Annotated in this window: 14 protein-coding genes; 11 read left to right on the forward strand and 3 right to left on the reverse strand. The window is 54.7% G+C overall.

Annotation, left to right across the window (positions count from 1 at the left end):
* The first annotated feature begins 4 nt into the window (after positions 1 to 4).
* The 5 genes from arcC to cydC all read left to right on the forward strand — a co-directional run bounded on the left by arcC (position 5) and on the right by cydC (position 7,858).
* Complete coding sequence (gene arcC / locus KB235_RS03180) at positions 5 to 967, forward strand: carbamate kinase (RefSeq protein WP_211780367.1); 963 nt, start codon at positions 5 to 7, stop codon at positions 965 to 967.
* Positions 968 to 1,143: 176 nt separating this feature from the next.
* The gene (locus tag KB235_RS03185; protein WP_211780368.1) at positions 1,144 to 3,486 is read left to right on the forward strand and encodes a glycoside hydrolase family 31 protein; all 2,343 of its coding nucleotides are present in this window, start codon (positions 1,144 to 1,146) and stop codon (positions 3,484 to 3,486) included.
* A 120-nt stretch (positions 3,487 to 3,606) separates the two neighbouring features.
* Positions 3,607 to 4,296, forward strand: coding sequence for a Crp/Fnr family transcriptional regulator (locus KB235_RS03190; protein WP_211780369.1), 690 nt, complete (start codon positions 3,607 to 3,609; stop codon positions 4,294 to 4,296).
* Positions 4,297 to 4,421: 125 nt separating this feature from the next.
* Positions 4,422 to 6,146, forward strand: coding sequence for a thiol reductant ABC exporter subunit CydD (gene cydD, locus KB235_RS03195; protein ID WP_211780894.1), 1,725 nt, complete (start codon positions 4,422 to 4,424; stop codon positions 6,144 to 6,146).
* A complete protein-coding gene (cydC, locus tag KB235_RS03200; protein ID WP_211780370.1) occupies positions 6,143 to 7,858 on the forward strand; it encodes a thiol reductant ABC exporter subunit CydC in 1,716 nt (571 codons plus the stop codon). The genes cydD and cydC overlap by 4 nt, the downstream gene beginning before the upstream one ends.
* A 251-nt stretch (positions 7,859 to 8,109) precedes the next feature.
* Here the strand turns inward: cydC and KB235_RS03205 are convergent, their stop codons facing one another.
* The 3 genes from KB235_RS03205 to KB235_RS03215 all read right to left on the reverse strand — a co-directional run bounded on the left by KB235_RS03205 (position 8,110) and on the right by KB235_RS03215 (position 10,268).
* Positions 8,110 to 8,634, reverse strand: coding sequence for a hypothetical protein (locus tag KB235_RS03205; RefSeq protein ID WP_051622660.1), 525 nt, complete (start codon positions 8,632 to 8,634; stop codon positions 8,110 to 8,112).
* Between the two features lie 145 nt (positions 8,635 to 8,779).
* On the reverse strand, positions 8,780 to 9,850 hold the full coding sequence (locus KB235_RS03210; protein WP_211780371.1) for a GGDEF domain-containing protein: 1,071 nt from the start codon (positions 9,848 to 9,850) through the stop codon (positions 8,780 to 8,782).
* A gap of 82 nt (positions 9,851 to 9,932) precedes the next feature.
* Entirely contained in the window at positions 9,933 to 10,268 is a 336-nt protein-coding gene (locus tag KB235_RS03215; protein WP_211780994.1) for a hypothetical protein, read from the reverse strand.
* Between the two features lie 85 nt (positions 10,269 to 10,353).
* Between KB235_RS03215 and KB235_RS03220 the strand changes: the two genes are divergently transcribed.
* The 6 genes from KB235_RS03220 (at position 10,354) to KB235_RS03245 (ending at position 14,486) form a co-directional block, all read left to right on the forward strand.
* Positions 10,354 to 10,533 (forward strand): hypothetical protein, encoded by a 180-nt coding sequence (locus tag KB235_RS03220; protein WP_034817509.1) that lies wholly within the window; start codon positions 10,354 to 10,356, stop codon positions 10,531 to 10,533.
* An 82-nt stretch (positions 10,534 to 10,615) separates the two neighbouring features.
* A complete protein-coding gene (msrA, locus tag KB235_RS03225) occupies positions 10,616 to 11,566 on the forward strand; it encodes a peptide-methionine (S)-S-oxide reductase MsrA (protein WP_211780372.1) in 951 nt (316 codons plus the stop codon).
* A 13-nt stretch (positions 11,567 to 11,579) separates the two neighbouring features.
* Positions 11,580 to 12,872, forward strand: coding sequence for a DUF2252 domain-containing protein (locus tag KB235_RS03230; protein WP_211780373.1), 1,293 nt, complete (start codon positions 11,580 to 11,582; stop codon positions 12,870 to 12,872).
* A gap of 56 nt (positions 12,873 to 12,928) precedes the next feature.
* Positions 12,929 to 13,213, forward strand: coding sequence for a DUF5327 family protein (locus tag KB235_RS03235; protein ID WP_211780374.1), 285 nt, complete (start codon positions 12,929 to 12,931; stop codon positions 13,211 to 13,213).
* A 104-nt stretch (positions 13,214 to 13,317) separates the two neighbouring features.
* Entirely contained in the window at positions 13,318 to 13,686 is a 369-nt protein-coding gene (locus tag KB235_RS03240; protein WP_211780375.1) for a rhodanese-like domain-containing protein, read from the forward strand.
* A 167-nt stretch (positions 13,687 to 13,853) separates the two neighbouring features.
* Positions 13,854 to 14,486: an HAD family hydrolase gene (locus KB235_RS03245; protein ID WP_211780376.1), complete on the forward strand. Its 633-nt coding sequence runs from the start codon at positions 13,854 to 13,856 to the stop codon at positions 14,484 to 14,486.
* Positions 14,487 to 14,513 lie beyond the last annotated feature (27 nt).

The raw sequence follows: 14,513 nt of genomic DNA on the forward strand, positions 1-14,513 counted from the left end.
GGACATGAAGAAACGACGCGTCGTCATCGCGCTCGGTGGCAATGCAATCCAACAAGGGAAGGATGCGACCGCGAACGCCCAAATGCGCGCGGTCGAGACGACCGCCGACGCGTTGGCGGGTCTAATTGCAGAAGGAATCGAGGTCATCATCACGCACGGCAATGGGCCCCAAGTCGGAAATTTGATGTTGCAACAAGCAGCTTCCGATAGCGAGGCGACACCGGCGATGCCCTTAGACGTCTGTGGCGCGATGACACAAGGGATGATTGGGTATTGGTTTGAGAACGCGCTGACGAAAGCGCTCCGGAAACATGGACTCGAACGGTCGGTCGCGCCACTCGTCACACGGGCCGAAGTCGATCCGAACGATAGCGCCTTCAGTCACCCGACGAAGCCGATCGGTCCGTTTTATTCGGAGCAAGAAGCGATTCGACTCGAGCGAGAGACTGGCTTCCTGTTTAAAGAGGACGCTGGCCGCGGTTATCGTCGTGTCGTCCCGAGCCCGTTCCCGATTGCGATTTGCGAACATGCCGTCATTCGTGACCTCATCGACAACGGACACGTCGTCATCGCCTCTGGCGGGGGCGGCATTCCGGTCATCGATACACCGGACGGTTATGTCGGTGTCGAGGCCGTCATCGATAAAGACTTTGCCGCCGCAAAATTGGCCGAGCTCGTCGAGGCCGACATGCTCCTCATCTTGACAGCGGTGGATCACGTCTATGTCCATTTTGGGACGCCGGACCAAACGGCGCTCGAAGAGACGACGAAACAACAACTCGAGACGTATATCGCGGAAGGGCAGTTCGCGCCCGGTAGCATGTTGCCAAAAGTTCGCGCCGCCCTCCAATTCGCGGAGACGGGGGAAGGGCGCCTTGCCGTCATCACATCGCTCGATCAGGTCAATGAGGCGGTGCGAGGCCGAATCGGGACGCGTGTTCGCATGGCGGCGACGCTAAAACAATAATCGATTAACCATGGCCGACCCGGGTCACGGTTTTTTGTGCACCCACATCCTGTCGTTTTCGAAACAGAGACATCGGGAAGGAAGATTGTATGTCGAAACTGACATTGGTATCATTCTTGGTGTAAACGTTTGCACAAACAGAGAGGGAGTGACGAAGAGCGGCAACGCTCGAACCTATGCGCTTATTTGAACAGGATCACGTCTATTCGAAGCAGATGAAACCGAAAGCGGATGAACGAGCCGTCGTGCAGGGAAGCTGTTATCGCTTCACCGTGCTCACGAGCCAATTGATTCGTATGGAGTACGCGGCCGATGGTGTTTTTGAGGACCGACCGACCCAAGTCGTCTGGAATCGCGCCTTTGACGTCCCAGATTTTCGGGTCATCGAAGACGAGCACGAACTGCAAATCATCACCGACCACGTCCACTTGTACTATACGAAAGGCCCGTTCGCACCGAACACACTCTATGTCGATGTGAAAGGGAACTTCAGTACGTATTACAGTCGCTATACGTTCAACGGGCCAAAACGGACGCTCAAAGGGACGGCCCGGACGCTCGACCATGTCGACGGCGCGGTCGAACTCGATGAAGGGATCGTCTCAAAACAAGGCTACGCCGTTATTGACGATTCGACATCATTCATCATGACGGACGACCGCTTCGTCGAGCCACGCCGTAAAGACGTCCATGACTTGTATTATTTCGGTTACGGTCACGAGTATCGGCGTGCGCTCCGAGATTTTTATCAGCTGACCGGTCCGACCCCGCTGCTGCCGAGAAAAGCGCTAGGGAACTGGTGGAGCCGATATTGGCGCTATGACGAGACGGAATACAAGGCGCTCATGCGTCGCTTCAAGACGGAGGACATCCCATTTTCGGTCAGCGTCATCGACATGGACTGGCACGTCACCGACATACCGGAGGAGTACGGGAGCGGTTGGACCGGATACTCGTGGAACCGAAACTTGTTCCCGGACCCGAAAGGTTTCTTGAAATGGTTGAAAGAGGAACATCTCCTCGTCACGTTGAACCTCCATCCGGCTGATGGGGTGCGCGCCTTTGAGGACCAATACGAATCGATGGCCGAGGCGATGGGGGTCGACCCGGCGACCGGTAATCGGATCCCGTTCGACTTTTCAAATAAACGGTTCATCCAAGCGTACTTCGAACAGATGCATCACCCGCATGAAGCCGACGGGGTCGACTTTTGGTGGATCGATTGGCAACAAGGCTCGACCTCGAAGATGGAAGGACTCGACCCGCTCTGGATGCTAAACCATTACCACGCCGTCGATATCGCCCGAGACGGGAACCGTCCGCTCATCTTCTCACGGTACGCAGGGCCGGGAAGCCATCGTTATCCAATCGGTTTTTCCGGAGACACGCTCATCTCATGGGCGTCGCTCGCATTCCAACCGTATTTCACCGCGACGGCCTCGAACATCGGCTATGGTTGGTGGAGCCATGACATCGGTGGCCACTATCGCGGGGCGAAAGACGACGAACTCGCCGCGCGTTGGGTCGCGTTCGGGGTGTTCAGTCCCATCATGCGCCTTCATTCGACGTTCAGCATCTTCAACGGCAAAGAACCGTGGCGTTTTGGATTAGAGGCCGAACGCTCGATGCAGTCGTTCCTGCGCCTACGTCACCAGCTCATCCCGTACTTATATACGATGAACTGGCGTAACCATATGGAGGCGACCCCGCTCATCTTGCCGATGTATTATGAACATCCGGATGAGGACGCGGCGTATGACGTGCCGAACGAATATTATTTCGGCAGTGAACTGATTGTCGCGCCGATTGTCGAGCCGATGAACAAGGCGCTACACGTCGCCGCCTCGAACGTCTGGTTACCGAAAGGCGATTGGTTCGACTTCTTCACCGGACATCGTTATGCGGGTGACAAGTCGGTCCGTGTGTTCCGGGGAATAGACGAACAGGCCGTGTTCGCGAAGGCGGGAGCCATCATCCCGATGGCCCCGCACCATTCTGGGCGGAACGACACGGCCAACCCGGACGAATTAGAAGTGCTCATCTTCCCGGGGGCCTCGAACACGTTCACGCTTTATGAGGACAATGGGACGGACCGTTCTTATGAGACCGGCGCGTATGCTGAGACGACGTTCACACTCGACTGGGAAGCCCGCCGCCTCGACATTCGTCTGTCTGGAGATGCGACGGTCTTGCCGGAAGGGCGTACGATGACGCTCCTCGTTCGTGGCGTCAAAGCCGAAGGTGCGTACAAGCAGGAGACACAGACGCTCCGTCTAGAGCTCGGAGAAGTTGACCGCGACATGACCGTCGAACTCCCGGTCGACTTGACGAGTAACGACCACCGCCTCGATCGGTTGTACCGTTTCCTCGACCGGGCCGAGATTTCCTATGATTTGAAAGACCGGTTGTATCAGATGTCGGCAGCAAAAACGCGCCTCGAGGCGTGGCTGTTCGATTTGCATGCGCTCGAACTCGAGCGGGATCTACAAGACGCGATCATGGAACTGATGTTGGACTGAAGAGGGGGCTGTCCCCTCTTTGTCTTGTCAGAAAACTGTCGGAATTTGAAAGCGTTTACATAAAACGATTTAGTATACTGAAGGGGGAACGATTCGATTGTGGAAAGTGAGGGATGCGACATGTCGCAGCAATGGACGGTTGAGGACTTGAGACAAATCGACGTGTTCAAGCAGTGTGGGAGTCGAGAACTCGAGGCGCTTTTGCCGCACGTCTATCAACGGACATATCGAAAAGGACAGATTTTGTTTATGGAAGGCGACCCGCGGGAGCGCGTCTACTTTCTCATGGACGGTTACGTCAAGCTTGAGCGCCTCCATGAGACGGCGATGTATCAATACGCGGACTACTTGAAGCCGAAGCAGTTGTTTCCGTACAGCGGGATGTTTTCCACGACGTTCTACCGCCACTCCGCGGAGGCACTTACTGATATCACGGTCATTTATATGCCGGCGGACCGATTCGAACAGCTCGTCAAACGAAGTGCGACGATGCTGTTGAATATCGTCGGGCAGATGAACCGGATTCTCGATTTACATGAACGGCGTCTCCAAGAGATTATTACGCCAAGCGCGACGGATCGCGTGCTCAACACGATTCACTACTTGATTGAAGACTTAGGGGAGCGCGAGGCAGACAGCGTCCGTATCCGCTGCCCGTTCACGACGGTCGAACTGTCGCGCCTGTCCGGGACATCACGGGAGACGGTGTCGGGTATTTTGTCGCGGCTACGGAAAGAAGACATCCTGCAATTCGATGACCGACAACTCGTGACGGAGCATCCGGAATATTTTGAACAAGCGACGCATTGACACCGTACGGACGTACGGTGTTTTTTGCATGCTCTCGTAAGCGAAGCGTTCGCTATGGAGCGATGCATGCGATATAATTAGTGAGAATCATCACAAAGAAATGATGTTATGACTTGTTAGAAAGGATGAATGCAGTGAAACGACTGCAAGCCCTCGCGTTAGCTGAAAAGCGGCACATCATCGGCCTCGTCATCGCGGCCGTCATGATCGGTTTGTCGATTTTAGCCCAAGCCTATTTAATCGTCGACGTCGTCGACCGTGTCTTCTTACAAAATCAATCGTTTGAAAGCGTCCTTCCGGCGCTCGGTTGGCTCGTCGTCGCGCTTCTCGTCCGGGCGTTGTTCGGTTACGTCTCGGGACGCATCGGTGCGAGCCTGTCAGAGAAGGCTAAGCGGTCGCTTCGACGTCAACTCTTGGATCGTTATACGTCGAACCCGGTGGAGACGTCGCTCTCGGGACAATCCGGTAAGAAAGTGAGCGTATACATGGACGCCGTCGACGAGGTAGACGCCTACTTCAGCCAATATTGGCCCCAAGTGATTCAGACGTCGATTATTCCGCTCCTCATTCTCATCGTCGTCTTCACCCAACATTGGATCTCGGGCGTCATCATGATGGTGACGGCGCCGTTCATCCCGATTTTCTTCATCATCATCGGGATTGCGACGCAGAAGAAATCGGAACAACAGATGGAGAAGATGAACCAGTTCTCTGGTAAGTTTTTAGACGTCTTGCAAGGACTGACAACGCTGAAGCTATATGGACGGACGGAGCGAGAAGCGCAAGCCATCGAGAAGAGCAGCCTCGACTTCCGAGACGCGACGATGGTCGTCTTGAAGACGGCGTTCTTGTCCGGACTCATGCTCGAGTTCATCTCGATGCTCAGTACCGGTGTCGTCGCCCTTGAAGTGGCGCTCCAAATGGTCGTCTGGCAGAACTTGACGTTTTTCGCCGGCTTTCTCATTCTCGTCTTGGCCCCTGAATATTACTTGGCCATCAAAGACCTCGGTGGCGCGTTCCATACGGGACGTGGCAGCATGGGTGCGGCCGATCGAATCTTTGAAGCGCTCGACGCCCCGGATGATCGCATCATGTGGGGTGAGCGCGTGCTGACGAACCGGACCCCTGAGCTTCGACTCGAGGAGGCGTCGTTCCAATATCAGGGCGGTCGCTTCACCTTGCAGCCGCTCAACGCTACGATTCCGGCGCGGTCACATATCGCATTGGTCGGGGCGAGCGGGTCAGGGAAGACGACGGTGTTAAATCTTCTTTCCGGGCTCGTCAATCCCGATACGGGTCGCGTCCTCGTCGACGGGAAGCCGCTCCACTCGTATACGGACACGTCGTGGTACGGCACGGTCGGCTATATCTCGCAGACCCCGTACTTGTTCGCTGGGACGCTCGCTGACAATATCGCCCTCGGCGAGACGGCTGACGAAGCGGCGATCATGCGCGCGACCGAAGCGGCCGGCCTCGTCGACGTGATTCGCCATTTGCCGGACGGGCTATACACCGAACTCGGTGAGGGCGGCTACGGCTTGTCTGGCGGCGAGCGGCAACGGCTCGCGTTGGCCCGCGCCTTCTTGAAACGGCCGGGCATCATCTTGTTCGATGAGCCGACGACCGGTCTCGACTTGATGACCGAGCAAATCGTGCGCCGCTCGATCGAAGAGTTGTCGCGCGACGCGACGCTCGTCACGGTCGCCCATCGTCTGCATACGATCAAGCAGGCGGATGCGATTTGGTTCATGGACAACGGGACGCTCGTCGCGAGCGGGACGCATAAACAGATGCTCCATGTCCCGGCTTATGCCGACTTATTCACGTTACAGAAAGGAGTGAGAGGATGAGTTCCCTTTGGACGATCACGAAATGGATGATGCGAGAGAAGAAGGATATCGTCCTCTCCATCTTCTTTGGATACGTGGCGGGACTTGCCGCCGTCGCCTTATTCGCGGCGAGCGGATACCTCGTCGCGCGGGCCGGCCTCGTACCACCGCTCTATGCGCTTATGATTCCTGTCGTCTTAATCAAACTGTTCGGTGTCATCCGAGCGAGCGCGCGGTATCAAGAGCGACTCGCCTCGCACCGGGCGACGTTCACCATTTTGAGTGAGCTCCGTGTCCGGTTTTATCGACAGCTCGAACCACTCGTCCCGAATATCTTCGCGAAATATCGAAGCGGTGACTTACTCGCGCGCGTCGTCGGGGACGTGGAGAGCTTACAGAACTACTTTTTACGCGTCTTCTATCCACCAATTATTTTAGTGCTCGTCTTCTTGAGCACCATCTTTTTCGTCACGTACTTTTCAATTTTCGTCAGCCTCTGGATTTTGTTCGGTGTCTTCGTGACCGGCTTCTTGATCCCGGCTTTCTTCGCCCGTGTCCGAGCCCGACACGACCGCAAACTGCGGTCGCTTCGTGGTGATTTGTCGAGCGGGATGACGGAGATGATGTATGGCTATCGTGACTTGTTGCTGCATCAACATCTCGGAAAGACGAAGCAAGACTTGATGGAGCGGAGCGACCGCTACGTGGCGGCCGAGCGTGAAGATGTGACGAGCCAGTTCTTCAACTCCTCGCTCGTCGTCGGTGCGTCATTGCTCGTCTCTTGGGGTGTGCTCGCGATTGGTGCTTACTTGGTCGTCGGTGGAGAGCTTGACGGCTTGTTCCTCGCCATGCTCATCATGATGTCGCTCACGGCGTTTGAGAACGCGACGCCGATGGCCGTCTTCCCGGGTCACTTTGCCGACAGCAAGCAGGCGGCCGACCGTCTGTTTGAGGTCGTGGCACCGAGTGAAGCAATGGAGCAAGCCGAAGCGGCAAGACGCGACATCTCGCTTCAAGGGGCACCTGAGATTACTATCAGCCGTGTGAACTATCGGTATCCGGACACGTTCCGCGACGTCCTCGTCGACGTCGATGCGGTGTTCCCGAGCGGATCGAAGACGGCAATCGTCGGGCCGAGCGGCTCGGGGAAATCGACGCTCCTCCAAATGCTCCTCGCTTTCATCCGTCCAGACGAAGGCGACGTCTTCATCGACGAGGCACGACTCGACGACATCACACAGGCGTCGATTTGGGAGCATGCGAGCGTCGTCCTTCAAGAGAACCACTTCTTCTTCGGGACGGTGCGCGACAATTTGGCGCTTGCCGGTGAACACACGGACGAGGCGATGACGAGAGCGCTCAGCAGCGTCCGGCTCGGCTTCTCGCTCGATGAACCGGTGCTTGAGAAAGGCGCCAACTTGTCGGGTGGGGAACGCCAGCGGCTCGCGATTGCCCGGGCGCTACTTAAAAACGGCTCGCTCTGGCTACTCGACGAGGCGACGTCAGCGCTCGATGCGCGGACCGAGGCGGACGTGTACGCCGAGATGTTCGACACAGCACAGGCTTCGACGCTCGTCATGGTCAGCCACCGTCTGAACGGGCTCGAGGCGTTCGATCAAATCATCGTCATGGAAGCCGGGCGCGTCATCGAGACCGGTTCATTCGATGAGTTGATGCAGGCGCGCGGCACGTTCTATGCGTTGAAGCAAATCGAACAAGATGTATTCGCCTAAACGAAAAGCGAGCGGCTCCGTCGGAGAGCCGCTCGCTTTTTCATATGGCAAATCTGGGTGCAACAAATGGGGGTTGTCGCATTGCTTTCAAAAAGAGTGTCGTGGAGGGGAATCCACGTGACGCATGCGTTTGGGGAACGAGCGCGTCAAGCTTTTGGGAGCTACAAGTCGAGTATAAGTGATAACGATTCTCATTGTCAATTAGTAATAAAATAAAAACTGCAACCGAGATCCGATTGCAGTGTCGAGGGTCAGTTTGACGGGACGCCTTTACTGAGCGTGAACCGGAGCAAGCTGAACAGATAGCGGATATAAAATAACGCGAACGCGTAAAAGACGGCGATAATTGGAGAGGCGATATTGACGCCTGGAATATTCAATAGAAACTCGAAGACGAGAATCGAGAGTAAGAAGACATAGAGGCCTGCATCGAGATAGAGCGGCATCACGTTTCCGCGCTGGTGCCAGAACGTGCGCACGAGCGGAGCGACAATCATGCCGATGATGCGTTCGGCGAACCCGATGCTCAAGACGGCGATGAGGAAAGATGCAACCGCATCGAATCCGATGAGACGCGGGAAGGCGAACATCGAAATGAGCAAGAGCGGTCCGATAAAAATCATCATGGAGATTGAGGTGCGTAAAAAGATGAACAAGTTCCGCTTTAACGTATCGACTCCCCCAAAGAGTGATTGGCGGAACGTCTTACCGCGTTGATAATCGAGGACGAAAGATCCCACGAACATCAACCCAAATAGTGATAACAAGACTGTCATGAAATGTGTTTCCCCTTTTTCTAGTCAAATCGATGATTACAAAAAGCTTACGAACCAAAGTCTAGCCTAGTGTACCGATTCGACTAGGGAAAGTAAAGCAGGAAAACTGATGAACGTGTTAAACTTTTACGAACGCTTTTTGGCTTCATGAAGCCAAAATGAAGCGATTGCGTCCCGATTCTTTTGCGTGATATAACGCTTCGTCGGCATGTTTCAAGACACTGTCGACCTCGATATCGTTCGAATGGCAGGCACCGAGCGAAACGGTGATGTGGAGCGTCCCGGCACTCGTCTCGAACGGGAACGTCGAGACTTTTTCTCGTATAGATTCGGCGAGGCGTGACACCTCGTCTTTTTGAGCGTTCGGCATGATGATTAAAAATTCTTCTCCACCGAAACGTCCGACGAGGTGATCTTCGCGACTCTCGGCGACAAGAAGCATCCCGAGCTCACGCAACACGTCGTCGCCGACGTCATGGCCATACGTATCATTAACGCGTTTGAAATGATCGATATCGACGAGGATGAGCGCATACTCTTCTGCCTCGACCGTCAAGTTTGCCATCGCCTCGTTCAACAGGCGACGATTGGCGATCCCCGTCAAAGCGTCCGTGCGCGCGAGCTGTTGCTGATGCTGGACGTTCTCAAAGTGCCGGCGCAACTCTTGGAGCAGACGATAGGCGGCGCAAGCGCCGACGTACGACATGACGAGATAGACGAGTAAAATCGGATAGAACAAGTCGAGTGGCAACGCGTAATAGAATGCCGCACCGAAGACGATGGCGCCGATTGTCGTGAAGACGAGCAACGTGCTCCGCGTGTTATCAAGTTTGAGCCGCAACAGGCTCGCCGGAAGAACGAGCGCGACCATCGTGGCGATCGCCAAGTAAAACCCGACGTACTCGCCGTTCGTGATCATGAAAAAACGACCGATCAAAAACAAGACAGCCGCGACGGCGCCGCTCACCCAACCACCAAACAAGACGGCGAGCGTGATCGGGATGGCTCGTAAATCGATGAGCACCCCTTCGAGATGAAGGGCGTTCCCGAGTAAAATCGTGGCGGTGAACGCGCTCTGCACCCCGAGCAGGACACGGGCCTTCAGCGGCGAATGCGGCGTCAGTCGTGGTCGATTCCGAAAAGGTAGGAACGAGATTGTGAACAGCGTGAACAAGATGCATAGGTCGATGAAAAATGAGTTGATGATGGTGAGCATGGACACAGTCCCCCTGTGTGGAAATGGAAATAACTAGTTTAAGTGTAGCATAATTCAAGTGACTGGCATCGTTTCAATCGGCTCACCATTCGCGCCACTCTTCCGTCACGTCGTCGTCGGTTTCGTAGCCGACGAGTGCAGCCGCAGCGACGATGAAATCATACAGTTCCTCGCGTTCCATCGTCTCGATGAAGTAGTCATGTTCCTCATCGAGTTCGTTTAGCCGCAAGACGAGATCGCGGACAGCCGCTAAGACGCTCGCCTCTGACTTGTCGGAACGGGTGAGCGTGTTCGCGTATTGTCGAAGCGCGGCATCGACGGCGAGGATGGCCGGGAGGGTATAGATGTCATCTCCCTCGTTCAACCGTTCTTCCCAGATGAGGGTCGGGCGGTTCGCCCATAATGTTTCCATGGTCATCTCTGTTGCTCCTTTCAAATCGTCTCCAGCTTTTCTTCTATCCCAGTCGAGATGTTTGGTATGATAGAAAAAAGGGGGACTGTCCGTGCGTTATTGGGATCATTTTAAACGAGCGTTCATTCCGATTGCGCTCATCTTGATTGGACTTGCGATCTTTTATACATTATCGGCACGAAACAACCCGGCGTTGACCATTCTTGGGGCTGTAATCGTCGGTGTGATTTTATTTTTAGTGATGCGGCATATGAACCGCGTCGAGGATTGAAGACGAGAACACGTTCGGGGTTCTCGTTTTTTGTTGCTTCCGCATTTTTTTGGGTACACTACTTAATAAGGAGGGATTGATAATGGCAAAAGCTACGTTTGCGGGAGGCTGTTTTTGGTGTATGGTCAAACCGTTTCATAAATACGAGGGAGTCGAGCATGTCATTTCCGGTTATACGGGCGGGCATGTCGACAATCCGACATATCAACAAGTCTGTTCGGAGACGACGGGACATTTAGAGGCGATCGAGGTCACCTATGACCCGGACGTCATCTCGTACGAAGAGTTATTAAACATTTACTGGCGTCAAATCGACCCGACGGACGGCGGCGGCCAGTTCAACGACCGCGGTGAGTCGTATCGTCCGGCAATCTTCTATCACTCAGAAGAACAGCGAGCGGCGGCAGAGCGGTCGAAGCAAGAAGTCGAGGACTCAGGACGGTTCGACCGACCGATTGAGGTCGAGATTCGTCCGGCGAAGACGTTTTGGGAAGCTGAGGACTATCATCAAGACTATTATAAGAAAAATCCGTTCCGCTATGAGATGTATCGCGTCGGCTCCGGTCGCGCGAAATTCATTAAAGAGGCGTGGAGCGATAAGAAGCAGCAGAAAGAATTGAAGGAACGGCTGACACCGATGCAGTTTAAAGTCACGCAAGAGAATGGCACCGAGCCGCCGTTTCAAAACGAGTATTGGGACGAGGAGCGCGAAGGGCTATACGTCGACATCATCGACGGGACGCCGCTCTTCACGTCACGCGACAAGTTTCAGTCAAACTGTGGCTGGCCGAGTTTCTCACGGCCGATTGAAGAGCAACGGCTCGATATGAACATGGACACGTCCCATCACATGGTGCGGACCGAGGTCCGTTCGAAGCGGGCCGACAGCCACCTCGGTCACTTGTTCGATGATGGTCCGAAAGAGCTCGGGGGCTTGCGCTACTGCATCAATTCGGCCTCGCTCCGGTTCATCCCGAAAGAAGAGCTCGACTCGGCCGGGTACGGGGAGTACAAACACTTATTCGACGCGTGAAGGGGAGAAGGCGATGTTCACTTCAGTCAAGCAACAAATCCGCCGGGAGACGATTGCGACCGTCCTCGACTACTATGATACGTCGATTCGACATCTGTCTGAAGAAGCGCGGCGCGAAAAGTACACGAAGATGAGCGTGAGCCCGTTCTCGTTCTTCCGGGGCAGCTCCCACTTGTTTTACTATGACTTCGCGAAAGTTCCGCTCGCGTTTGATACGGGTGACGCGCATCCGACGTTCATCCAAGGGGATTTACACTTCGAGAACTTCGGCGTGTTCGAGGATGGGGGCGGTACGATCATCTATGACGTGAACGACTTCGATGAGGCGTATATCGGATCGTATTTGTTCGACGTGTTACGGATGGCCATTTCGGTCGACTTGTTCGCCGAAGAGGCGGGGTTCGATGCGACGGCGGCCATCGAGTCGTATGCGAAGACGTATGCCAAAACGATCGACCGTTACGCGAACGGAAAAGACGAGGACGTGCAGTTCACGAAAGCGAACACATGCAAGGCGATTAAAAAAATCATCAAAAAGGCAGAGGCGAAAAAGGATGCGTTCATGGCCGAACGGACCGAGGTGCGCGATGAGGAGCGCTATTTCGCGACGAGCGAAGATTTGATTCCTGTAAGCGAGACGATGGCATCGAAGATTAAAGCGGCCTGGCCCGACTATTTGACGTCGTTGAAAGCGGACCATCGCCATCACGCCGACCATTATGAAGTAAAAGACATCGCTATCAAGCTCGATAGCGGGACGGCTTCGATTGGTTTGGAGCGTTACTACATCTTGATTGAAGGGGCGGACGCGGAACATGACGAGGACGTTATCCTTGAGATGAAACAGGCCCAGTCGGCCGTTCCGTCCCTCTTTCTGCCGACGCACCCTTTGTTCGAGGATGGGCTATCCCATCAAGGGGCGCGGGTGACGGCGGCGCAACGGGCGATGGTGCATAGCCGTGACCCGTATCTCGGCTATTTGACGATCGATGGTCACGAATACTACGTGCGACAGCGTTCGCCTTATAAGCGAAAAGTGAAAGCGAAGCACATCAAGGACGAGACGGCGCTCATTGAGACGTTGAACGTTCAAGCCGAGATTACGGCCAAAATCCATGCCCGTGCCGACGCAGACGCGAATATTCTCGATTACGAGGCGAGCGAACGGATTTCCGCCGCCATCGGGGACGCCAAACCACTGTTCATCCGACAAATCGCGCGCTGGGCTCGATTCTACGGGAATCAAGTCCGATTCGATTTTGAGGCGTTCCAGACGTGGCTCGATACCCGTGACGGTCAAGCGTGACACTTGCGGGCTTGCCGCGTTTTCCGGCACAATGATGGGGTAAAGGATGTGGACGTATGATTACCGAACAACAACTCATCGCCCAAATGAAACATGTGATGACCGAAATCGAACAGTCGAACGGAGAGACGCAGAAACGGCATGTTGCCAAGCTGATGGGGTACTGCGAACTGTTACTTGCGGATCCAGCAGTCTCGAGCCCTTCCGTCCAACCGTCTGCTCCTGTGACGGTGGCGCCGGCACCGGATCAGCCGCCGCTCGATCGTCAAATGGCGGCTTTCCTCGGAATCCCGCTCGAAGAGGATGAAGAGCCAAAAACCGATTCATTGCTCGACTTTTAAGCTGCGCCTGAGGGCGTGGCTTTTTTTGAGGCGTCTTCATTGACTTATATACCTAAGGGGGTATAATCGAAGTAACAAAACTCATCGATCATGGAGGCGGACATATGCTTGATTTCTTGTTTGTGGCGGTAGTAATTGGATTGATTTACGTGTGGTGGTCTAAGCGGAACAGTGTGAAGACGGTGTCGACGGATGAACTGAAGCTCAAGATTGCCGAAGAGCGCAACATCCAGCTGCTCGACGTAAGGGAGCCACAAGAGTATCGAGGCGGTCATATTAAGCAGGCGAAAAACGTGCCCCTATCTGGCTTTGGGAACGCGAACGCTCAATACCCGAAACAGAAAGACCGTCCCGTCTATGTCATCTGTCAAAGCGGGATGCGCAGCCAGCGAGCGGCCGTGATGCTTCAGAATGCAGGCTATACAGACGTCTATTCGGTCAAAGGCGGGATGAGTTTCTGGCGTGAATCATGAAAAAACCGGCTGAAACGCTTTCAGCCGGTTTTTGACATGGAGTGATCATTGAGCAGTCGGATACGAATTTGCTTCTTCGTCTCCATCGCCTCATCGTACGTTTCTGCTTTAGCTTTTTCGGGCATTCTGCTACGGTAAGGGAAGTAGAAGAGAGAGGGGTAACGAATATGGCAGTGATTTTATTTGATATCGATGGAACGCTTGTCGACACGACCGTTCCGATGACAAAAGCGATTCACGAAGCGCTCGAACAGCTTCCGCATTTACCAAAACCGAGCGAGGAAGCGGTCCGTTCCGGTTATGGGCTTGCCGGGAATGCCTTTTGGGAGCATGTGATTCCGGAAGCGACGATTGAAGAGATTCGCCAAATCCGAAAGCTTCGTCATGAGACGCTCGAACGCGCGATGGAAGGACAGCATGTGTTGTTCGACGGCATCTATGAGATGCTCGAGACGCTCCATGCGGACGGGCACACGTTAACGACGGCGAGCAATTGCGGCGTCCATTATTTGAACTTGATTTTGGACTCGCAACGGATTCGTCCGTTCATGACGGCGCCGGAATGTCTCGAATCGGTGAGCGGGGAGAAGAAGGCGGACATCTTGACGGCACACCGTCTCCGTCATGGGGATGGGAACTACGTTATGGTCGGGGACCGCAAATCGGACGTCGAGGCGGCGCGGGCCCATGACTTCCCTGTCGTCTTGACCGGGTTCGGGTTCGGGAACGAAGAGGAGTGGGCGCTTGCCGATCACGTGATCGAAGCGCCGGCTGATTTAGTGGACATCGTAAACGCATGAGAAAGACCGGTTGAACAAACGTTCAAC

The organism is Exiguobacterium alkaliphilum, assembly GCF_018138125.1.
Lineage (GTDB): Bacteria > Bacillota > Bacilli > Exiguobacteriales > Exiguobacteriaceae > Exiguobacterium > Exiguobacterium alkaliphilum.